Raw genomic sequence first — 21,865 nt, forward strand, 5'->3', positions numbered from 1 at the left:
GGATTCAGACACGCCTGATATCGCTTATTTTCAGAATGGTGCCGCCTGAAGTGCGGCTGGGAATGTTTGTGACTGTCATGTGCCAGTCGCGCTCGGCATTGGTCAACTCATCGGCGGCCTGTTGCCCCTTCAGAAACAGCGCATACCCGTCATTGGCGACAAGTTTTTCTGTCCAGGTGAGAAGTTGGGACAGATTTGCCAGAGCGCGTGCCGTGACGACGGGCGCGGGCGGCACTGCAGCGGCTTCGATTCTCTGATTGACGATCGTTGTCCGGCAACCGGTTGCTCGGCTGGCCTCACGCAGAAAAGTGGCCTTGCGTCGGTCGGATTCAACCAGCGTCACGTCCGCGTCGGCTGCGATGGCGATGATCAGCCCCGGAAAGCCGCCGCCTGAACCCAGATCGGTCACATGGCTGCCCTGCTCGATCAGTGGCGCGAGTTGCAGGCTGTCGAGGATGTGCCGCTCCCATAGATGCGGCACATCGCCGGGAGAAATCAGGTTGATCTTCGCTGTCCACCGGACCAGAAGATTGGCGAAGCAGGTCAGTCGCTCCAGTGTTTCACGTGAAACGCCGGGAATGGAGGATGGCGGAACAGGGGTCATGCGGCCTGCCTGATGTGAGCGAGAAGAGCGACCAGCGCCGACGGTGTGATGCCCGGAATTCTCTGGGCGGCAGCAAAGTTGCCCGGACGCACCCGCTCGAACCGTTCTTTCATTTCCGCGCTCAGGCCACCGACCTTGCTGAAGTCGAAGCTCTCCGGAATGGTGACGGCGGCTTCAGCATGAAGCTGCCTGATTTCCCGCTCCTGCCTGATCAGATAGCCGCTGTAACGGGCCTCTGTTTCCACATGCAGACGAACACGATGCGGCAGTTCAGCGAACCATGGGGCCAGTCGTCCGGCGATGGATGTGTCTCCGCCGGACGCCATGATTTCAAAAAGAGATCGCCTGCGGCCATCCTGAGAGGCGGCGCCTCCGGCGTGGGTAATGTCTGCCGGAAGCCATGTCTCCGCCTTGGCGCGCTCGGTTGCGGCCTGAAGTTCATTGCTGATTTTCTCAAACTGACGGGCGCGCTCCGTGCCGACGCATCCGCAGGCAATGCCGAGAGGTGTAAGTCGCAGGTCGGCATTGTCGGCGCGCAGGGTCAGTCGATACTCCGCACGCGAGGTGAACATGCGATAGGGTTCTGAGACGCCCTGCGTCACGAGGTCATCGATCATGACGCCCAGATAGGCCTCGCTCCGGCTGATGCTGAGCGCGTCACTTCCGGCGGCACGGCGTGCCGCGTTGATCCCGGCGAGAAGACCCTGCGCTCCGGCTTCCTCGTAACCCGTGGTGCCGTTGATCTGTCCCGCCATATAAAGACCGGGAATCGCACGGAGTTCCAGCGCGTGCGAAAGGGCGCGCGGGTCAATGTAATCATACTCCACGGCGTAACCGGGGCGGATGATACGGGCCTGCTCCAGTCCGGGAATGGTGCGGATCATCTGCTCCTGCACAAAAGGCGGCAGGCTGGTCGAAATACCATTGGGGTAGACCAGATCTCCGCCCGGATTGTCGGGAAGCGCTTCCGGTTCCAGAAAGATCTGGTGGGACGTGCGCTCGGCAAAGCGGACGACCTTGTCTTCAATGGACGGGCAGTAGCGTGGGCCGCGTCCGGCGATGGCACCACCGTAAACAGCCGACAGGTGAATGTGCTCACGAATGATGGCATGAGTTTTTTCATTGGTCGCTGTGATGCGGCAACTTACCTGCGGGTTGCTGATGTGGGTCGTCAGATAGGAAAAAGGCTCCGGCTCCGTGTCGCCCTGATCCTCAGGAAGCGACTCCCAGTCGATGCTGGCGCGGTCAATACGGGCGGGCGTGCCGGTCTTGAGGCGCCCCATGGGCAGACCCAGCGCTTCGAGGCGGAGGCCTAATGCATTGGCAGGAAGATCGCCGACCCGCCCAGCCGGTTCGGTCTCATGGCCGAAGTGAATGACGCCCCGAAGGAAGGTTCCCGCAGCAATGACAACGGAAGGCGCCAGAAAATTTCTGCCATCTTCGCAAACGACACCAGCCACGGCCTGATCGGGCGTCAGAAGCAGATCGCCTACTGCCGCTTCGATGATGGTCAGATTGTTGGTTGCCTGCAGGAGTGTGTGGATGGCGCTCCGATAGAGGCCGCGATCGGCCTGTGCGCGGGGACCGTGAACGGCAGGCCCCTTTGAGCGGTTCAGCAGTTTGAAATGAATTCCGGCGGCGTCAGCGGCGCGTCCCATAAGCCCGTCGAGCGCATCGATTTCGCGCACAAGATGTCCTTTGCCGATCCCGCCGATGGCAGGGTTGCAGGACATGGCGCCAACAGTATCCATGCGATGCGTAAGGAGGGCCGTTTTCGCTCCGCACCGGGCCGCCGCTGCCGCCGCCTCGCAGCCCGCGTGTCCGCCTCCGACGACGATGACATCGAACCGCGTTTCCATGATGTTTCCCTCTTACTTCCCGATACAGAACTGACCGAAGATGGTATCCAGTATATCCTCAACGCCGACTTCGCCAGTCAGTCGTCCCAATGCGCGCATGGCCAGACGCAACTCCTCACCGCGCATTTCCGGCCAGTCCATGCTCAGCGCTGCTTCCAGGCTGGTTGAAGCCGCTTCCGCTGCCGCCCGGTGACGCGCACGCGTCAGGGGTGGCGGTCCGCTTCCTTGTGTCAGTTTGAGGGCTTCTCTTTCAAGTGTTTTCCGTAGCTCTGCAACGCCGTCGCCGTTCTGAAGGCTGATGCCGAGCACGGGATGCTGGTCCAGCGTGGCGGGGGCGGGAGCCAGATCGGTCTTGTTGCAGACAGGGAGCGCCTGAGGAATGACCGTGGGATAGGGTTGATCTGAAGGGAAAAGCTGGAGAACGAAATCGGAATGTTCCACGTGAAACATCGCCCGCCGGACGCCTTCTGCCTCGATCGGATCGCTGGTCTCACGCAGGCCGGCTGTATCGACGAACGTGACTTTCACCCCGGCCAGAATGGTCGCGATTTCAATCGTGTCGCGGGTGGTGCCGGCAATGGGAGAGACGATGGCGGCGTCGCGTTCCGCCAGCAGGTTCAGAAGGCTGGATTTTCCCGCGTTCGGTGGTCCGACAATCGAAAAGACGAGTCCGCGTCGGATGCGTTCCCCGCGTTCCCCGTCCGCGAGATGATGGCGGATTTCAGTGTTCAGTGTCGCGATTTCAGCGAGAAGGGCGTGTTCCACTTCCGGGGGAAGCTCCTCGTCAGGAAAGTCGATCAGGGCTTCCTGCTGAGCGAGAACACTGCGCAGTCTGGTCGCCCAGTTTTTGTAAAGACTTCCAAGAGCGCCATCGGCCTGCGCAAGGGCCTGCTTGCGTTGTGTCTCGGTCTCGGCTTCGATCAGGTCCGCAATGCCCTCGGCTTCCGTCAGATCCACACGTCCATGCATGAAGGCCCGGCGCGTAAATTCACCCGGTTCGGCAGGTCTGGCGCCTGTTTCCACCAGAGCGTCAGCCACGGCGGAAATGATCGCTGGACCAGCATGGAGATGGAGTTCGAAACTGTCCTCGCCGGTGTAACTGTTGGGGCCGGGTGACCAGATCACCACAGCATCGTCCAGATGGTCTTCATGAAGTGCGGCGTTGCGCCAGAGCTTGCGAAAAGACGCCCTGCGCGGAAAAGGAAGTCGTCCTGCAAGAGTATGAAGGATGGTGTCGCTGCCTGCGCCGCTGACACGTATGATGGCGATGGCGCCGCGTCCTGATCCCGTGGCGAGAGCAAAGACCGGTGGCAGGGCGTGGTGCTGAAGTGATGCGTTTGACGGCATGATGTGCAGTATCTCGTTCGAAAATCTTAAGTGAATATTGACGGGAGGCTGACTGGCGCGGACAAGAGGTAGCACGTCCTGTGCGCATCTGTGTGGCCATCTTGCCGGAGTGTTTCCATGCCTCAGTTATCCCTGCATTCTCCGTTGGGGCCTCTTACGATCACGGAAGAAGATGGAGCGATCGTCGCATTGGACTGGGGGTGGGGACGTGATCAGACCGAGACGCCTTTGCTGTGCGAAGTGCGGGACTGGCTGGATCAATGGTTTGATACGCCGACAGGCGTGTTTCCATATCCGATGAAGCCGCAGGGTACGGATTACCAGAAAAAGGTCTGGGCGGCTCTGTGTGAGATTCCTCTCGGTGAGACGCGAACCTACAAACAGATAGCGGAACTGGCTGGAGGTTCTGCCCGGTCCGTCGGACAGGCTGTGGGACGCAACCCTGTTCCGATCCTGATCCCATGCCATCGTGTCGTGGCTGTACACGGATTGGGTGGTTATTCCGGTGATGGCGGGATCGATGACAAGATGTGGCTGCTGGAGTTTGAAGGGGTGGCCGTCCCTGGAGCGTGATGCCGCGCAAGTAGAGTGTCCTGTTTGAAAAGAACGGGCCAAGATGGTTTTGTTGTTTGGGTCAAATGTATCCGGGACGGCGGAGGAGTGTCTGCGCCGTCAGGTAATCGTGGAAAGAATGCAGATCATGACGGATCTTCCTGTTGAGCCGAAAGTCATTGTTGGTTTGGCGTCCTCGGGACGTGCGCCTGTTCTGGTTGCACTTATAGAGGAATTGAACAGGCAGAGTGTAAGGCCGGACGCGATTGTCATCTGCTATAAAAACCCGGCCGATATCGAAGGCATCACAGATGAACTTGTGCCGGGATGTGATCTTGTTCTGCTTCAGGGTAGTCGTGGTCTGCCTGCGCAAAGAAACGTCATTCTGGATCATGCTCTGGATGCTGACATCATGCTGTTTCTTGACGATGATTTCTTTCCACAGCAGGATTATATCGCAAACATGCTGGCTGTCTTCAGGAGTGACAGCCGGATTGCCGGAATGACGGGCAAGGTTCTGGAAGACGGAGCTGTCGGTCCCGGACTGCCTGTGGATCATGCGCTTGCAGAACTGGCGAAGCCATTGACTCAGCGGGATGATATGATCGTTGACGTATTCAACACGTATGGATGCAATATGGCTTTTCGCCTGGATGTGATCCGGCATACTGGTGTTCGCTTTGATGAGCGTCTGCCTCTGTATGCGTGGTATGAAGATATCGACTTTTCGAGGCGAATTCTGCCTTACGGTCGTATTGTCCGGGGCAACGGCGCCAAGGGTATTCATCTTGGCAGTAAAAAGGGCAAGACATCAGGCGTACGTCTGGGATATTCCCAGATTGTCAATCCGTTGTACCTTGCCCGCAAGGGATCATATCTCTGGGGGCACGCGTTCAGGAGCGCCGGGCGCCATACGCTGATCAATGTCGCAAAAAGTTTTCGTCCGGAGCCATGGGTTGATCGTAAAGGACGCACGAAAGGAAACTGGCTTGCGTGGAGGGACGTGCTGCGCGGGCGTCTCAGGCCAGAGCATATTCTGAATCTGTAGAAGTGAGTCGTTTTCGTTTGAAATGAGCTGGTAAAGCTGATGCGTTTCTCTCTCGTCATTCCAACGCTGGACCGTCCCGGTGATGTCCGGGCTTTTCTGGATGCTCTGGCGCGCCAGTCCTTCCGTGACCTTGAAGTCATCCTCGTCGATCAGAGCGGCAGTAATATCTACGATACTGTCATTGCTGATTTTTCAAAACTCTGGCCGATCCGGCATATCAGGATCAATATCCAAAAATGTCGCTATGCCTGTGTGGTGGGAGCCTCGTATGCCTCCGGGGACATCATAGCTTTCCCCGATGATGACTGCCTTTATCTCCCGAAGACGCTGGAACAGGTGGATGCCAGCTTCAGGGAGAACCCTTCTCTGGGGCTGCTGACTGGGGCTGTGCTGAATCAGCATGGCCTTCCATCGCAGATGGGGCGGTGGCTGGATACAAGCGCAAGACTGAATGAAAGCAATATCTGGACGGGTCTTGTGGAGTTCAGCATGTTCATACGCCGGACTGCCTATGAAGCTGTGGGAGGTTTCGACGTCAATATGGGGCCTGGCTGCCGGTTTGTTGCTGCAGAAGGACAGGATCTGGGGTTGCGGCTGCTGGCCTACGGTGTTCAGGGCTATTTTGACACGCGAATTCGCGTGATTCATCCGGATAAATCGATAGGCATCAATCTGGCGCGCGCCAGAAGCTACGCCAGAGGCATGGGATATGCGCTGAGGAAAAACGCTGCGCCTTTAGGCATTCTCCTGGAGTTCACGATCAGGCCTGTTGGGGGAATTGTCTTCAATGTCCTGAAAGGCAATCGTAGCGCAGCCCTTTATCATGCGTATGTCATTCTTGGGCGGATGGAAGGATATTGTTCATTCGCAGCACGGCGGGCGGCTAAAGTGCATAAAGAAATGCGAACACAAATCTGAGAGCTGTATATTTGGATTTTTCCAAAATAGAAGTGAGTTGGTGTCTTATTGGCATGCCCGTGTACGGCTGACGCTGCCGATATTATTGGGAAAAGAGTATAATCTGGTGCGGGATCATCAATGAAACAAGCGTTCGGATGTCTTTTTTTTTAAATCAATAGAATCCGAATAAGTGTCTAAAATAAATAAAAACATTAAAAAACAAAGAGTTGCGAATATCATGTATATTTTTTGGAACTAATCGTTTGAAAAAGGTTAACAAACAGTATACGCATGCGATAGAAAAATACCTGTAATAATCCTTTTCTGCGCTCGCCCTGACAGTTCAGCCAAAATTTGGGGAGAGTGACGGATGCCCGGTTCTGGCCGGCGCTTTCAGCGAATGAGGTCCGTAAGATGGCTACAACATACTGGAATGGGTCAACGTCGGACGATTTTTTCGATCCCACGAACTGGTCAAACAATGATCTGCCTCAGAGTCATACATGTCAGGCAGCTGCTATTGCTGGCGTCAGTGAAGATGATCGTGGTGTCGCTGTCGCTAACGCTGTCTCTTACGGGCAGATACGGTCTCTGAGTATTGGCGACTACGGGACTCTGAAGATTACGGCTCAGGCGTCGTCAAACGATGCGGGAAATGTCTTCGCGACATACGGCATGGAAATTGCCCCGACCGGTGAGCTGATCATTGATACACCGTCGCAGGTGGAACTGGGTCTCTATACCCAGAATCGTGGTGGTACAATCACGATCATTGATAATCCGGGTAAAGTTGTTCTGGATGGCAACAGTCTCAACGGGACAGGCAACCTCAATCTGGTCAACTCGACGCTTGGAAGCCCCGAGGCCCCTGTCAGTATCTCTGATATGGACATCACGCTTCAGAATGGCAGTACACTTTATACCGGTTGGAACGCGACGGGACATTCGATCACGTTCGACCCATCCACGAACAATACACTTGTACTGCATGCAAACGACTCGACGATTTCCACACCGATTTATGGTGTTTCAGAAAATTCGCACTTTGCCATCAACGGATCTGACGGTGTCACGCCAGTCAATGCCGTTGTTACCGAGAATAGCGACGGTTCTTACAGCTACACGATCTCTTTCACTAACGGGAAGTCCCTGACACTGTCGGATGTGGCGGCGGCGAACGGCTTCACGCCCGGCAATGTGTCGTTCAGTAAAGATGGTTCTGGAAACTGGGTGTTTACAGAGTCAAATACCAACCCTGTCACGCCGGGTTACACGTCCACGACAGAATACCAGCAGCTTCAGGCCGTCGTGGCGCATGCTGACAGTGTTGGTTCCGGAACGGCGTCGAGCACGGACGGTTATACAAACCACTCAGCCGTAGCCACGGATGCGTTCATCGGCACAGGCACGGCAGACAACCCCGCAAGCTGGTCTGACAGCAGCAACTGGTCTCTGGGCGCAATTCCTCAATCCGACAGTTGCTATCATGCAGCCTTGAGTGGATCAGAGACTGATCCGTTGTATGTTGTTGCTGATCAGCAGAATGTGGGGCAGTTCGTCAGCCTTTCGGTCAATCCGAATGCGACGCTGACAGTCACTGCCAGTAACCCGGAAAATCCTAACAGCTACGTCTTCTCGACAGCCGGTTTCGAAGTCCGGGGTAATGGCGTTCTGAACATCGACACGCCAGCAAAGGTTGAGCTTGGCGGGGTCAGCGCCATGGATGGCACGCTCAATATTACCGGCAATGATGGAAACGTTGTTTTCGACAGCAGCCATCTTGCAGGTGGCGGCACGCTGAACCTTTCGAACTCCACGCTTGGCACGCAGGCCAATTCCGTGATGGTCGATCTGCCGCACATCAATCTGACGGATGACAGCACGTTTTATGCGCGTCTCTATGGCATCACGAGCACGATCAGCTTTGACGACAGCAACAACACACTTGTTCTGGCTGGCGATACAAAGCAGGTTGGCGCAACTTTTGTCGGTGTCAACGCCAACACGCATTTTGCGATTGATGCGGACCTGAATGCACAGCCGACGGCAGCCGTTTATACCAAGAACGATGACGGCAGCTATTCGCTGAACATCACGCTTGATAACGGTCAGACCTATACGCTGTCTCATATCGAAACAGCCGACGGCTTTGTTCCAGGCTCCTCCACATTCTCCAAAGATGCTGCTGGCGATTGGCTGATCAACACGGTTGCGACGGATGTCTGCTTCCTTGAAGGCACGCTCATTCGCACGACACGCGGTGATGTGGCTGTTGAAGATCTGTCGGTTGGTGACGAACTGATTGTTCTTGGTGCTGGTGAGGCAACCCGGCCGGTTGTCTGGGTCGGTTTCCAGAACGCCGTCGTGCGTCCGGCTCTGGACGATACAGAAGCCGGTTATCCTGTCCGAATCCTGAAGAACGCCATTTCCGAGAACGTGCCTTCCAATGATCTTCTGGTCACAGCGGAACATGGGCTCTACCTTGAAGGCGGATTCGTGCCGGTGCGTATGCTGGTGAACGGTTCGAGCATTTTCTATGACCGCTCCGTCTCCTCCTACCGCTATTTCCATGTCGAGACAGAGCAGCACAGCGTTATTCTCGCTGAAAATGTTGCAACAGAGAGCTATCTCGATACGGGAAACCGTCGCTCCTTCACGGGTGGCGCTGTCGTTTCACTGACGTCGCGCAGCCTGACATGGGCTGATGCTGCGGCTCCTCTGGTCACGGATCGTGAGACGGTGGAAATGCTGCATCAGCGCCTGTCCGCACGCGCCACGACGGCTCTTGGCCTGGCAGCTTCCACCAAAATTTCCCTTACCCGGAAATCAGATCTGTCATTCCGCACTCTTTCCGGTGAGGCGCTGCGTCGTCTTGATGAAAAGAATGGTGTTGTGACAGTCGAAATTCCCGCAAATGTAACGGAAATCCGGATCTGCTCACGGGCAAGCAGGCCATCTGACGTCGTCGGCCCGTTTGTCGATGATCGTCGTATGCTGGGTGTTCTTGTTGGAACAGCAACCTTGCTGGAGGGTTCCTCCCATGGTCGCGTTATCAACAGCCACCTGGACGGTCAGTCGAACATTGGCTGGCATGGTCTTGAGAATAACGGCAAGGTTCGCTGGACCAACGGCGATGCTGTCCTTAACCTTGGAGAGAGAGTGTCTAACACAAAAGCTCTGCTCAAAATCCAAGTTGAAGCAGCAGCGACATATCGTCTCGAAGTTAGTGACAAGTCATTTAGCCTCTGCGCCTGAGTGAAAATTCAGGACTGACTGAAAAGGCCGTGACAGATTTCTGTCACGGCCTTTTTTTGTGGCGTTTGCAATTGTTATAAATATTGCGGTGCAGGTGAGTGTTTTGCAGGATTTCGCCCCACAACCATAAAAAAGTGTAACATCTTTAATGCCGGTTTATTTGCACAGCATGTTGTCAACTCTATTGAAACCCGAAGGCTCGCCTGTTTTCGTGGTTAATGAAAAACCTCTGAATAAACAGGCATTCCCTAAAAAATTCTGTGCGCTGATCAGTCAGTGATTTTGAAACCGCTTTTTATATCGGCGTCCTGCTCATAAGCGAGAATGCGCTGCAAACGTTCACCTGACCATTCCCGCCTTTCCTGCCAGCGCTTGTATCTTTGCTGGAGTTCATACCGTAGACGTCGGCCCAGGCTTATCTGTGTTCTGTAGGGCGCCAGCTCCGGAAAAGTCATCATGATTTCGTCGTAAGGTAAGGATGCGGTGATATCCCAGGGTGGTACAGTCACGTCCCATGGCTTTGGCGATGACATGAAGTGATAGATACAGGGTGAGATAATGGTATCGAGACCAATATTTCGAAAAAATATTGGAAAATTCCAGGCAAAAGACATCGAAACACGATGGTCACGGCCGACAAGATTAAGGACATCCTGGTCAGGGTAACGGGTTTTCGACTGAAACAGACCAAATTTTTCCCATGCTTCCCTTCCTATGCGCCCCCATCCCGCTCTATCGGCATAGATGACACCAGAGTTGAAATACTGTTTTGCGTGCTCATCAGAAAAGCCGAACGCAGAAAAATGTTCCTGAAATGAGCGGGCGGTCTGATCGTCATCTCCCACGGCAAGACTCATGGGGTCCGTTACGGCTGCAAATGTTCCGCTAGCAAGAGGTTGTTTCAGGAGGCGGTCGAGATCACCCCGTATCTGTGTATCTCCGTCCACATAAAGGAAGCGTTCGTAAGAAGCGGGTAGAAGATCATCGAGAAACAGACGAGCCAGCATGGCAGGAGCCTGCCCGATATCCTTCGCCTGAAATGAAAGAAAGATAATATCATTCCGAGCGCAGAGGCTGGAAAAGATTTTCTGTGTCGCTGGATTTATATCGATTCCGATCAGAAGGATATCGGTATGCTCCTTGCTGGTATTGTCTCTTGCCTGTATGGCGCTGACGAAACTTGGAAACAGATATCCGGCGTCGGATGTATAACAGACACAGACTTCAGGCATGGAAACTCCCTACAGACGTCAGCATTCTCTTTGATTCTGTTGTCGTATATTTTTTGCCATCAAAATATAACCAGAAGAGAGGAAATATGAAAACATATCAGGGAATTTTTCACAATAATTTATTCATTGTAACGGAATGAATTTGAAGTGTCTTTTCCTGATTCAGTAAGATTTCTGAAGATTTATAAAATTTCCATATGATAACAAAAGAAGGAGTCAGATGTGTGTCTTTGGAAATGAGCTGAAATTACAATGATATTTTAGTTCATTTCTCTTCGATGGCTCGAATGATCAGGGCTGGTGTCAGAATTTGCGGGAGGACTCGTCCTTCTGCGTGAGATGGGTAGTAGACATAAAGAGGTACGCCGTCACGGCCATGGTCACGCAGGAATGCTGTGATATTCGCATCCTTTCTGGTCCAGTCCCCCTTCATGAAAGTAACGCCATGCTGTGAAAAGGACTTCTGCACGAAAGGACTTTCGAGGGCTACATGCTCATTGACGAGGCATGTGATGCACCATGCCGCGGTCATGTCCACGAAAACAGGCTTTCCATCCTTTCTCAGAGCCGCGAGGCGTTCCGGAGAAAACGCAGTTTCCCCATCCGGAGCGCCGTTTACTGAATCCGTTGATATTTCTGATGATAACGACAAGAGAGGTAGCAGCGCGACTGGCGACAGTGCGATGACGACCGCAGCAAGCGTCACGGGACGTGATCGACCCGATGCGCCACCTGCCCGTGAAAGGTTCATGAGCCAACCACTGAAACCCAGCGCCAGAAGACCGGCGCAGCCAACCGCTACCAGGTTGCCGCCTCCCTGCTGCGCAAGAACCCAGACCAGCCAGATGCAGGTCGCAAACATGGGAAAAGCCAGACTCTGCCGGACGATATCCATCCAGCGACCGGGACGGGGAAGAAATCGTCCTGCATTCGGAACAAGGGTTATCGCGAGATAGGGGCAGGCAAGGCCAAGGCCCATGGCCAGAAAAATACCCAGAGCTGTCATGGGAGGAGCCGTAAGCGCTCCGGCGAGGGCGGCCCCCATGAACGGTGCGGTGCAGGGGGTCGCGACAAGCACAGCGAGTAGTCCTGTCAAAAAATCTCCTGACAGGCCACGGTACCGGCTAAGAACAGACTGTCCTGTGCTGATCACGGGTAATTCAAAAATACCCAGCATACCCAGACCAACCGCAAACAGAAGCCAGCAGATTCCAGCGACAAACAGGGGGGACTGGAACTGAAACCCCCATCCTGCGGAAAGTCCGGTATTGCGAAGGGCAAGTGTCAGACTGCCAAGAAATCCGAACATCGCCAGCACGCCTGCCGTATAGGCAAGACCGCTCTGAAAATGTTTCCGGTCTTCATGCAGGCGTAAAATGGCCAGCGCCTTCATGGCCAGAACCGGAAAGACACAGGGCATCAGGTTCAGAATAAGGCCACCAAGAAAGGCAAAGACGACAAGCGCCAGCCAGCCGTTCTCCGGTATGGGGCTTGCTGCTGCGACAGGCGTGGCGTTGAAGGACAGCACGCTTTTTTCGTTGGCCGCATCCCGTAGTTCCAGAAGACCGGTGAAGGATTTCCCTTCGGCAAATCCTTCCTCGGGTTTCAGGCGGAGCGTCATCTGGTTCTGACCGACCGTCAGAGATTGCGGCGCGACCTGATCAATTCGTCCGGCGACGTCAGGGATGACCCACGCCTGCCGCACGGCCTGTGATGACAGACCCTCTCCCTGCACAGTCAGCAGACCATTCGGGGTGATCGTTATCTGAAAAGGCGAAGGACGAGGCTGCCTTTCCGCAGACTGCGTGAACAGAGGCGACTGCGGGGAAGAGGTGACTGCTCCCGTTGGCAGATCAAGGTGGAAGTCAGCCTGTTCCGGCACGCAGACGGCGGCGCAGACAAGCCAGTCCGCATGGGCGCTGACACTGGTGTCACGAGTTTGCGCGTCAGCGGCTTGAGGTGTGATCGTGACCGGCAGAAGTACGTCGCCGGTATAGCCGTAAGACATCAGCGGGCCTTCCGGCAGACGCTCCGGCGCGGGCCATTCAATGGCATCCGCCTTGCCTGAAAGGTGGCCGGAGAGTGTGACCGTGAGGTTTACCGGCTCTCCCGCGTCTCCGGGGTTCTTCCAGTAGGTGTGCCAGCCAGGTTTCAGATGCAGGAGCAGCCCGGCCTTGAAAGGATGTCCCGCTTCAATCCGGTCGCTGTCGGTCACAAGGCTGGCGGTGTCCCGTTCGCTTGTGACCGGCTGGCTTTCAGCGGCGGAGGCGGACAAGGAGAGGAACAGTCCGGCAAGCGCGAGGAAGCTGGTGGACAGGGTGCGGAGAGTGCGCAGGGTCGCGCTCCTGTGGCTGTGACGGATGGAGGGATCTCTTTACAGCAAAGAGGCGGCGGCGGGGAGCGGCGTTCTGTCACATGAAGAACGGCTCCAGATCCGAGAGAAATTTTTGATGAAGCTTTTTCCAGAAAACCTCCCATGAAACAGGCATCCCATCCCGGAAGATTGCCCCGATCCACGCCTCCCGTCATAACCGAACCATGAACGACAGAGCCGCCATCATTGCCACTCTTCTGAACACACCAGGCGAGGATCTTCCGGTCCGGGCGTGCCTGCCGACCCTGACCGCGACACTGGAGACGCAATCCAGCGCCGTGCTGGTGGCGCCTCCGGGGGCGGGCAAGACCACACTCGCGCCTCTGGCGCTGCTGGCGGCGACGTGGCGCGGTCAGGGTGAGCGGATCATCATGCTCGAACCCAGACGGCTGGCGGCACGGGCGGCGGCGCAGAGGATGGCGTCCCTGCTGGGTGAGAGGGCTGGAGAGACAGTCGGGTTTCGCACACGACTGGAAAGCGCCGTCTCGGAGGTGACCCGCATCGAGGTGGTGACGGAAGGGCTGTTCCTGCGCCGCCTGCTGTCCGATTCGACACTGGACGACGTGGCGTGTGTGATCTTTGATGAAATCCACGAGCGGTCTCTGGATGCCGATCTGGCGCTCGCCTTCTGTCTCGATCTTCAGCAGACGCTGCGTCCCGACCTGCGCCTGCTCGCCATGTCGGCGACGGCGGATACGGCGACCCTGTGCGGTCTGATGCAGGCACCGGTCGTGGAGAGCGAAGGACGACAGTTTCCGGTCGAAGTGCGTCATGCGAAGCGCGACCTGACCTCGCCGCGTGACCTGCCGGTGGAAGCGGCCCGCGCCGTGCGCGAGATGCTGGCGGAGCATGAAGGCGATATTCTCGTATTCCTGCCGGGGACCGGCGAGATCAGACGCGCCATGACGGAGTTACAGGGTGTGTCGGCCCTCGTTCTGCCCCTGCACGGGGAACTGCCTCCCGTTGAACAGGCCCGTGTTCTGACGCCTGAACCGGATGGTCGCCGTCGTGTGATTCTCTCCACCTCCATCGCTGAGACATCCCTGACCGTGCCCGGCGTGCGGATTGTGATTGACGGCGGTTTTCGCCGGGCTCAGCGTTTCGATCCCGGGGCGGGACTGGCGCGGCTGGAGACCATGCGTATCTCCCGTGCGGCGGCGACGCAGCGGTCGGGTCGTGCGGGTCGTGAGGTGCCGGGCTTCAGCCTGCGGCTCTGGACGGAGGCGACCGGGCGTGGTCTCGCTCCTCATGACCGTCCGGAAATTCTGGACGCCGATCTATCTGACTTCGTGCTGGCCACCAGTCTCTGGGGTGACGCCATGGGCGGGGAGAGCGCGCTCCGTTTTCCAGATACGCCTCCCGCGGGCGGGATCGCGGCGGCGCGTGATCTGCTCGGTCAGTTGGGTGCTCTGAACGGGGAAGGGCAGCCGACGGAGCTGGGGCGCAGAATGGCGTCGCTCGGCACGCATCCCCGTCTGGCGGCGATCATGTTGGCTGCCCGCAACCCGACCGAAGCGGCGCTGGCGGCTGATCTTGCTGCATTGCTGGAGGAGCGCGACCCTCTCCGGCCCAGAACGGGTGGCCGTGCCGGTGGGCCGCCACCCGTGCCGCCGGCAGACCTGTCGCTCCGTCTGGACCTGATTGCCGGAGGTGATCATCCGGATGCCGACCGGGGGGCTCTGGCGCGGATCAGGCAGGCGGCTGGCCAGTTCAGGCGTCGCCTCCGCCTGCCTGCGCACACGCCTGCATCGGGCGATGTCGCGGCCCTCGTCGCGGCGGGGTTCCCTGATCGCATCGCGCAGGCGCGGGGTGAGCCGGGAAGCTACCGTCTGTCAGGCGGTGGGAGTGCTCGCATCAGCAAGGCGGACAGGCTGGGTGAAGGGAAGCTGCTGGCTGTGGCGTCCCTGTTTTTGCGGAAAAGCGCCGAGATCAGGCTCGCCGCGCCGCTTGATCCGAACAATCTGCCGCAGGCGCTGCTGGACAGGGCGACCGAGCAGGTGGAAACGGCGCTCGACTCGACCTCCGGTTCGATCATCGCGCGCCGACGTCTGCGGGTCGGCGCGCTGGTCCTGCGGGATCGGACCGAAACTGTAAACTGTGAGGACGCATCGGAGTTACTGCTGGCGCAGGTGGCGTCCTCGCTCGATACGGCCCTGACATGGAGCGAGGCGGCCCGGCAGTTTCAGGCGCGTGTCATTGTTTCCCGTGAAACACTTGGTCGAACCGACCTGCCCGACCTGTCGGATGAGGCGCTCTCAGCTTCAGTCGCGGAATGGCTGTCACCCTGGTTGAATGGTGTGACGACGCTGACCGCGCTGAAGGGTCTGGATCTTCTGGCGATCCTGCGCGCCCGCCTGCCGCATGGGGATCTGGTGGCGCTGGAGCGGGATTTGCCGACGGAACTCTCTCTGAAGGGAGGGCGTGTGAAGGTGGATTATACCGAACCGGTCCCGGTTGCTGCGGCGCGGGCGCAGGTCTTTTACGGCACCACGGAGACGCCCCGTCTGGCCGGGGGCAGGGTGCCTCTGCGACTGGCGCTCCTTTCGCCTGCCGGACGCCCGCAGGCTCTGACAGCCGATCTGGCGTCTTTCTGGTCGAATGGATGGCTGGATATGCGCCGTGATATGCGGGGACGATATCCGCGTCATGACTGGCCGGAGAATCCGGCTCTCGCAACACCGCCCGAACCACGAAAAAAACACTAAGTCGCGGCATCCATGCCACAGTGTGACATAAATTGATGGCGGACCCCTATCATTGGGATTGTATTCAGGTTTCGTTTATCTCAACGCATGAGGATGTGATGAAGATGCTGAACGCATAATGACCGGATTGTCCTGTTTCCAGCCTTCCCGTTTGCGCCTTGGGCGATGCTGGGACAGGTTTTCGCTGTCAGCCAGAGGCCGTCTCGCTTTCTCCCTGTTGTCTGCTGGTCTTCTGGCCGGACAAGGGTTTGAAGCGTCTCCGGCTCATGCCGATGGCGCGGCTGCTCCGGTCACTCCCGCTGTCGGCAACGACATGGCGGGTGTGCTGGGCATTGCGCGGCCTCTGACATTCGCGCCTCTTGTCAAAAAAGTTGGCCCTGCCGTCGTCAATATCGCTGTGACGCGAGACATCAACCCGTCCAGCAGCAAACGTCTGCACGTATTGCCGGATGTCAAGGGAACACCGCTTGAACGTCGGTTCCGGGAACGTCTGCGGCATCATGGCGAGGAAATGCTCGGTGCGGGCTCGGGATTCATCATCGATCCATCCGGCATCATCGTGACCAACAATCATGTCGTCGGCGATGCGTCGAACATCACGGTGTCACTGTCCAACGGTCATGAGCTTCCGGCAAAAGTCATGGGTATTGATGACCTGACAGATATTGCGGTCATCAAGGTCGAAAGCCCTACGCCTCTGCCTTATGTGAAATGGGGCGAAAGCAGGCTGGTGCAGGTGGGTGACTGGATCATGGCGGCGGGCAATCCGTTCGGCCTGGGGTCATCGATCACGGCGGGGATCGTCTCGGCGCGTGGACGGGATATCGGCGCCAGCCCGTTCGATGACTTTCTGCAACTCGACGCGCCGATCAATCCCGGCAATTCCGGGGGGCCGACCTTCAACATGCAGGGCGAGGTCATCGCCATCAACACGGCTATCGTCTCTCCTACCGGCGGATCTGTCGGCATCGGCTTCTCAATCCCTTCCGAGCTCGTGATTCCGGTGGTCGAGGCCCTGCGCGCCAACGGGCATATCGAGCGCGGCTGGCTGGGCGTCACGCTTGAGGATGAGGAGGGGCAGGACGGGGCGAGAGTCGTCGATGCAGACAAGGGGGGAGCGGCTCAGAAAGCCGGTCTCAAAAAGAACGATTTCATCATTACTGTCGGGGCCGAACATGTGGAAAATGCCCGTACCCTGATTCGCATCATTGCGGCCACAAAGCCGGGAACGGTTCTGCCTTTGACCGTAAGGCGCAAGGCTGTCGTGTTGAAAATGCAGGTGTCCGTGGACACACGACCAGTTGATGACGGGCGCGACGGTGACGGTGATGACCAGTGACGGATCGTTGCGGGGGGCGTTTTTCTCTCACTGAAACAGAAAGTGCTGAAATTGCAGGGATATCGCTTTGCGGCATCGCGCAGGCAGCTGACTGACCTTCCATGGGATGAGTATAAATCAAATAAGACGACAATACTTGATCTTGCCGGTTTCCGTACGCACATAATGAGATTATATGCTAGCAGGGATTCGGGAGCCCGGAGGGGTTGCCGCAGCCTTGTGTCGTCACGTTGACAGGAGCTTACCATACCAAGACCACCCATCCCCACCCCGCCTAATCGTGAGGGACCCCGCGTAAACGAAGAGATCCGCATTCCCCAGGTCCGTCTGATTGATGAGGAAGGCGAAATGCAGGGCGTGATGACAACGCGCGAGGCTCTGGCCCGTGCTTATGGCGTCGGATTGGATCTTCTTGAAATCAGCCCGAACGCTGAGCCGCCGGTCTGCAAGATACTTGACTACGGCAAGTACAAGTATGAGCAGCAGAAGAAGCGTAACGAAGCGCGCAAGAAGCAGAAAGTCATCGAGATCAAGGAAGTCAAGGTTCGTCCGAACATCGACGAAAATGACTACCAGGTTAAGATGCGCTCCATGAAGTCGTTTATTGGCGATGGCGACAAGGTGAAGGTCACACTCCGTTTCCGTGGACGTGAGATGGCTCATCAGGATCTCGGGGTGAAGGTTCTGGAGCGTATCCGCAACGAGATGGAAGAAGCTGCCAAGGTCGAGCAGATGCCAAGGCTTGAGAACCGGCAGATGGTTATGGTTCTCGCACCGCGCTGAACCGGGCGGTTAGAGACACGAAAAAGGGCGCTGAACAGCATTGTTCAGCGCCCTTTTTTTATCTTTCACTTCAAACGCAAGGCTCCCGGAAGCCCAGCCGTTTCATCAGGCTCAAAAGCAATGCGGGATCAAAGAGATGTCGTCTTCTGTGGGGTATGGGCAAAGCCTCCAAAACGATGTCCGGAAACCTTACTGTTTGTTGTCGGAGGGTTCCGTCTCGGACGGGGCGGGCAGACGCCTATCGGATTTTGCGTGGCCAATTGCGCTTCCCCCCTGGTCACGGCTGATCGCACTTTCTGCCTGAGGCAGATGGATGACAAAGCGGGCGCCCAGCACTTTTCCTAAAGGGTCCATCCGGTTTTCCGCGCGGATAGTGCCTTTCAGGGCCTGGATGATCTGTCTGCTGATGGACAGGCCAAGACCGGAATGCTGCCCGAAATGCTCTGACTTTGGACGTTCGGAATAGAAGCGGTCAAAGACGGAATCGAGTTTCGAGGCTGGAATACCTGGCCCCTCATCAGAAACCGAAAGCTCGACGAACGGTCCAGCCGCGTGGGCTTCCAGCCAGATATGAGCATTTGGCGGCGAGAAGGAAACAGCGTTTCCGATCAGGTTGCGCAGAACCTGCACAAGCCGGTCTTCGACCGCCAGAGCACGGAGGGGATGCGCAGGCGTGTCATCATGGACCTTCACAGTAATCTCAGGCTGGCCCGGCTTGCGGGTGGACTGATGAATCTCAGCCAGAAGGGAAAGCAACGGTCCTATCGCCACAGGGGTTGCACGCGCCCGCGACAGTTCCGCATCCAGTCGGCTGGCGTCAGAGATGTCTGTGATCAGACGGTCCAGTCTGCGGACATCCTCCGTGATGATGGTGAGGAGCCTTCTCTGACGCTGCACGTCGTCAATGCGGAGGAGCGTTTCGATGGCGGAGCGGATGGAGGTCAGCGGGTTCTTGATCTCGTGCGACACATCGGCTGCGAACCGCTCGATCGCATCCATGCGCGTCCATAGGGCCTGGGTGCTGTCCTGAAGCGCGCGGGCCAGATCGCCGATCTCGTCGCTTCGACCTAGCAGGTTGCTTGGTACAGTGCCGGAGCGTCCGGAACTTTCCCGCATGATATGCGCAGAGGCGGCAAGACGCAGCAGGGGGCGCGCGATGGTCAGTGACAGATACCAGGAGAGTAGAACCATGATCGCCATGGCCAGCAGGAAAAGCGACAGGATCGAGGAGCGGATCTTGAACAGCGATGTATCGATCGCCTCGCCGGTCCGTGTCAGTTGCAGAATGCCGACTGTCTGGCCATCGTGAATGATGGGCTCCGCGATGGTGATGACCAGCCTGTGGTTCTGTGTCCTTCGGATATAGGGGGGCGTTTCCACCTCATCGACTGAATGGTCGTTCGGCGTCCTGACATTGTGGCGCCGTGAGTGGCCTTCGTCCCGCAGGGGGCCATCATCCACGCCACCGACGAGAAAATCGATAACCGACCGCATGATGCCCGGATGAGACGGGGGGTCGACAGCCTCTCCGTGAGGAGGGGCTTCTCCGGCAGCGGGAGAGAGTGTCGGGGTAACCGCGATGTGGTTCGCCAGTTTTTCCTGCTGACTGTCGGCAATCAGCTGTCCGTCAGGTGAATAGACGCGCGCATCCGCGCGGGGGCTGGGTTCTGTAAGGCGCAGCAGGAGCGGGCGCGTCAGGCCCGGCTCAAGTGTGTAAGCTTCGGCGGGAAGGGCCGGATTGCGACGCGAGTGAGCGGCCGGGTTCGGGATGACGCCGCTCTGACCAAGTGCGCCGGCATAGATCCGTGCCTGTTCCCGTAGCGCGTCGACTTCGGCGGCCAGCAGACTGTTACGGAACTGATTGAGGAACAGCAGCGTCATGCCGAACACGGCGAGCGGCAGGATATTGACCAGCAGAATGCGACGCATCAGCGGCGAGATCAGTCGTTTGGGAGTGTCTGCATCATGCTGTCTGGATGACAGAAAGGTCGTCGCCTTCAATGTTGTGCGGCGGCAGAACCCGATGATGGCGTCCATGAGAGGCGGGGAGACTGCCGGCAATGACCGGGCCAGCTTTCGGATATCATCGGAAAGCTGGCTCAGACTGACGGGAAGCGGGGTTTTCCGGTGATGATCGCCCTCCGGTGGAGTGGTCACCGTGTCTCCCCTTCCTGCCGCATGGTTCAGTCTTCCTTGTAGCGGTAACCGATACCGTAGAGTGTTTCGATCTGGTTGAAAGCGTCGTCGACCTGCCGGAATTTTTTCCGGACCCGCTTGATATGGCTGTCGATGGTCCTGTCATCAACATAGATATTGTCGCCATAGGCGGCGTCGATCAGCTGATCACGGGATTTGACCAGCCCGGGACGGGAGGCCAGGGCCTTCACCAGCAGGAACTCGGTCACCGTCAGGGGAACATCGCTGCCTTTCCACTGGCACCGGTGGCGCGCTTCATCGAGCGTCAGATCACCGCGGACCAGAGTGTTGCTGGTTATTTCACCGGCAGCCTCGGCGCGGTTGACGTCATTGCGTCGCAGGAGCGCGCGGATGCGCTCAATCAGAAGCCGCTGCGAAAAAGGTTTCGTGATATAATCATCCGCTCCCAGACGCAGTCCCATCAACTGGTCGACTTCCTCATCCTTGGAGGAAAGAAAGATGATGGGCAGGTTGGAGCGGGCGCGAAGCCGCTGAAGAAGCTCCATGCCGTCCATGCGAGGCATCTTGATATCCAGAACAGCCAGATCCACCGGGCGGCTGGTCAGATCCTGAAGAGCCTGTTCGCCATCAATGAAGGCGCGGACAGCGTATCCTTCGGCTTCCAGAGTCATCTGGATGGAGGTCAGGATGTTGCGATCATCATCGACCAGCGCAATCGTCTGTTTTTCTGTCACGAAATCGATTCCCTCCGGGGCGCTGGTGCACCCGCTCTGTGGCTCAAACAAGAGCAAACTGGGTGGATGATAGCCCGGTCTGACATGCCGGGCTACCGGGTGAAAGTGGTCGGAATTTTATTTTTAGAAGGGATTGGGGGTTAATGCTGATGGGAAATGCAAATAAAGAAAGTAAAATTTAACCATTTACCGAGCAGTCTGAGACCGTGGGAGATGGGAGAAATGCGTTCGGCGGTGGCTGAGCGCAAAATTCGTCCAGTCTGCCTTCTTGTCGATTGCTCCGAGGATGCCTAATTCTTACCCCATGACGAACATGACAGACACACACGAGGCCGGATCGCCAGCGGATGAGGCGGCGACAGACCTCAACGAGCACCACTCCTCCATAAATGGGGACGCGGCAGCTGATGATCAGACGTCTTCGTCTGATCAGGTGATGAGCGCGGCCAGCAGCCGGATCAAGGAACTGGAGGCGCAACTGGCTGAAGAGCACGACAAGTGGATGCGCTCGGAAGCCGAGATGCAGAATCTTCGGACCCGCACAAAGCGTGAGATCGAGGATGCGCGTCAGTACGCCGTGCAGAAATTCGCACGCGATGTCGTGGAAGCGGCAGAAAACCTGAAGCGTGGCCTCGCCAGCCTGCCGCCAAAGACGGAAGGTGAGGACGGCATCATCACCAAGATGCGTGAAGGAATAGAAGGGACGGAGCGGTCATTCCTGTCCATTCTCGAGCGTCACGGCGTCATCTGCAACGATCCTTCCGGACAGGCTTTTGACGCGAATCACCATCAGGCCATGGCAGAGCAGCCCAGCCCTGATCATGAGACCGGAACCGTCATTCAGGCCTGGACGCCGACCTGGACGCTGCATGGCCGTCTCCTGAAGCCGGCGATGGTTGTTGTTGCCAAGAATTGATTCCGAAGGTGCGGGTTTTCGGGAATAACCGCTCTTGAAAGCCCGGCATCAGGCTCCTAC

15 protein-coding genes are annotated in these 21,865 nt (G+C 57.3%); 8 read left to right on the forward strand and 7 right to left on the reverse strand.

Annotated features, from left to right (window positions below):
* Positions 1-4: 4 nt before the first annotated feature.
* Genes rsmG through mnmE form a run of 3 tightly spaced genes read right to left on the reverse strand, consistent with a single transcriptional unit; the run spans position 5 to position 3,810 of the window.
* Positions 5-604 (reverse strand): 16S rRNA (guanine(527)-N(7))-methyltransferase RsmG, encoded by a 600-nt coding sequence (gene rsmG, locus A0U92_RS16550; protein ID WP_077814070.1) that lies wholly within the window; start codon positions 602-604, stop codon positions 5-7.
* A complete protein-coding gene (gene mnmG / locus A0U92_RS16555) occupies positions 601-2,463 on the reverse strand; it encodes a tRNA uridine-5-carboxymethylaminomethyl(34) synthesis enzyme MnmG (RefSeq protein ID WP_077814071.1) in 1,863 nt (620 codons plus the stop codon). The genes rsmG and mnmG overlap by 4 nt, the downstream gene beginning before the upstream one ends.
* A gap of 12 nt (positions 2,464-2,475) precedes the next feature.
* Positions 2,476-3,810: a tRNA uridine-5-carboxymethylaminomethyl(34) synthesis GTPase MnmE gene (gene mnmE / locus A0U92_RS16560; protein ID WP_077814535.1), complete on the reverse strand. Its 1,335-nt coding sequence runs from the start codon at positions 3,808-3,810 to the stop codon at positions 2,476-2,478.
* A 117-nt stretch (positions 3,811-3,927) separates the two neighbouring features.
* On the opposite strand from mnmE, the gene A0U92_RS16565 reads away from it, so the two are divergent.
* The 4 genes from A0U92_RS16565 (at position 3,928) to A0U92_RS16580 (ending at position 9,565) form a co-directional block, all read left to right on the forward strand.
* Positions 3,928-4,383 (forward strand): methylated-DNA--[protein]-cysteine S-methyltransferase, encoded by a 456-nt coding sequence (locus A0U92_RS16565; RefSeq protein WP_077814072.1) that lies wholly within the window; start codon positions 3,928-3,930, stop codon positions 4,381-4,383.
* 127 nt (positions 4,384-4,510) lie between these two features.
* A complete protein-coding gene (locus tag A0U92_RS16570) occupies positions 4,511-5,410 on the forward strand; it encodes a glycosyltransferase family 2 protein (protein ID WP_149026506.1) in 900 nt (299 codons plus the stop codon).
* Positions 5,411-5,449: 39 nt separating this feature from the next.
* Entirely contained in the window at positions 5,450-6,328 is an 879-nt protein-coding gene (locus A0U92_RS16575; protein ID WP_077814074.1) for a glycosyltransferase family 2 protein, read from the forward strand.
* Between the two features lie 396 nt (positions 6,329-6,724).
* Positions 6,725-9,565 carry a Hint domain-containing protein gene (locus A0U92_RS16580; RefSeq protein ID WP_077814536.1) on the forward strand — a complete coding sequence of 947 codons (2,841 nt, stop codon included), beginning with the start codon at positions 6,725-6,727 and terminating at the stop codon, positions 9,563-9,565.
* Between the two features lie 269 nt (positions 9,566-9,834).
* Here the strand turns inward: A0U92_RS16580 and A0U92_RS16585 are convergent, their stop codons facing one another.
* Together A0U92_RS16585 and A0U92_RS16590 are read right to left on the reverse strand one after the other, a co-directional pair.
* Entirely contained in the window at positions 9,835-10,797 is a 963-nt protein-coding gene (locus tag A0U92_RS16585) for a glycosyltransferase family 8 protein (RefSeq protein ID WP_077814075.1), read from the reverse strand.
* Between the two features lie 265 nt (positions 10,798-11,062).
* Positions 11,063-13,072, reverse strand: coding sequence for a protein-disulfide reductase DsbD family protein (locus A0U92_RS16590; protein ID WP_236748197.1), 2,010 nt, complete (start codon positions 13,070-13,072; stop codon positions 11,063-11,065).
* 263 nt (positions 13,073-13,335) lie between these two features.
* Here A0U92_RS16590 and hrpB point away from each other — a divergent pair, with 263 nt between their 5' ends.
* The 3 genes from hrpB to infC all read left to right on the forward strand — a co-directional run bounded on the left by hrpB (position 13,336) and on the right by infC (position 17,998).
* The gene (gene hrpB / locus A0U92_RS16595) at positions 13,336-15,876 is read left to right on the forward strand and encodes an ATP-dependent helicase HrpB (RefSeq protein ID WP_077814077.1); all 2,541 of its coding nucleotides are present in this window, start codon (positions 13,336-13,338) and stop codon (positions 15,874-15,876) included.
* Positions 15,877-15,994: 118 nt separating this feature from the next.
* Positions 15,995-17,215, forward strand: a complete 1,221-nt coding sequence (locus tag A0U92_RS16600; RefSeq protein WP_077814078.1) for a S1C family serine protease — start codon at positions 15,995-15,997, stop codon at positions 17,213-17,215.
* Positions 17,216-17,476: 261 nt separating this feature from the next.
* Positions 17,477-17,998, forward strand: coding sequence for a translation initiation factor IF-3 (gene infC / locus A0U92_RS16605; protein WP_077814079.1), 522 nt, complete (start codon positions 17,477-17,479; stop codon positions 17,996-17,998).
* Positions 17,999-18,187: 189 nt separating this feature from the next.
* Here infC and A0U92_RS16610 read toward each other — a convergent pair whose 3' ends face one another.
* Positions 18,188-19,927 carry an ATP-binding protein gene (locus A0U92_RS16610; RefSeq protein ID WP_408736129.1) on the reverse strand — a complete coding sequence of 580 codons (1,740 nt, stop codon included), beginning with the start codon at positions 19,925-19,927 and terminating at the stop codon, positions 18,188-18,190.
* A gap of 254 nt (positions 19,928-20,181) precedes the next feature.
* Positions 20,182-20,889 carry a response regulator transcription factor gene (locus A0U92_RS16615; protein ID WP_077814537.1) on the reverse strand — a complete coding sequence of 236 codons (708 nt, stop codon included), beginning with the start codon at positions 20,887-20,889 and terminating at the stop codon, positions 20,182-20,184.
* Between the two features lie 304 nt (positions 20,890-21,193).
* Between A0U92_RS16615 and A0U92_RS16620 the strand changes: the two genes are divergently transcribed.
* Positions 21,194-21,805 carry a nucleotide exchange factor GrpE gene (locus tag A0U92_RS16620; RefSeq protein ID WP_077814081.1) on the forward strand — a complete coding sequence of 204 codons (612 nt, stop codon included), beginning with the start codon at positions 21,194-21,196 and terminating at the stop codon, positions 21,803-21,805.
* Positions 21,806-21,865: the final 60 nt, after the last annotated feature.

It is taken from the genome of Acetobacter aceti, assembly GCF_002005445.1.
Taxonomy (GTDB): Bacteria; Pseudomonadota; Alphaproteobacteria; order Acetobacterales; family Acetobacteraceae; genus Acetobacter; species Acetobacter aceti_B.

Bases quoted from the DNA above. Each gene is read 5' to 3' on its own strand.
- A0U92_RS16570 (WP_149026506.1), top strand. From the start codon at position 4,511: ATGACGGATCTTCCTGTTGAGCCGAAAGTCATTGTTGGTTTGGCGTCC.
- mnmE (WP_077814535.1), bottom strand. From the start codon at position 3,810: ATGCCGTCAAACGCATCACTTCAGCACCACGCCCTGCCACCGGTCTTT.
- A0U92_RS16620 (WP_077814081.1), top strand. From the start codon at position 21,194: ATGACGAACATGACAGACACACACGAGGCCGGATCGCCAGCGGATGAG.
- A0U92_RS16565 (WP_077814072.1), top strand. From the start codon at position 3,928: ATGCCTCAGTTATCCCTGCATTCTCCGTTGGGGCCTCTTACGATCACG.
- hrpB (WP_077814077.1), top strand. From the start codon at position 13,336: ATGAACGACAGAGCCGCCATCATTGCCACTCTTCTGAACACACCAGGC.
- A0U92_RS16585 (WP_077814075.1), bottom strand. From the start codon at position 10,797: ATGCCTGAAGTCTGTGTCTGTTATACATCCGACGCCGGATATCTGTTT.
- A0U92_RS16610 (WP_408736129.1), bottom strand. From the start codon at position 19,927: ATGCGTCGCATTCTGCTGGTCAATATCCTGCCGCTCGCCGTGTTCGGC.
- A0U92_RS16600 (WP_077814078.1), top strand. From the start codon at position 15,995: ATGACCGGATTGTCCTGTTTCCAGCCTTCCCGTTTGCGCCTTGGGCGA.
- A0U92_RS16575 (WP_077814074.1), top strand. From the start codon at position 5,450: ATGCGTTTCTCTCTCGTCATTCCAACGCTGGACCGTCCCGGTGATGTC.
- A0U92_RS16580 (WP_077814536.1), top strand. From the start codon at position 6,725: ATGGCTACAACATACTGGAATGGGTCAACGTCGGACGATTTTTTCGAT.
- rsmG (WP_077814070.1), bottom strand. From the start codon at position 604: ATGACCCCTGTTCCGCCATCCTCCATTCCCGGCGTTTCACGTGAAACA.
- mnmG (WP_077814071.1), bottom strand. From the start codon at position 2,463: ATGGAAACGCGGTTCGATGTCATCGTCGTCGGAGGCGGACACGCGGGC.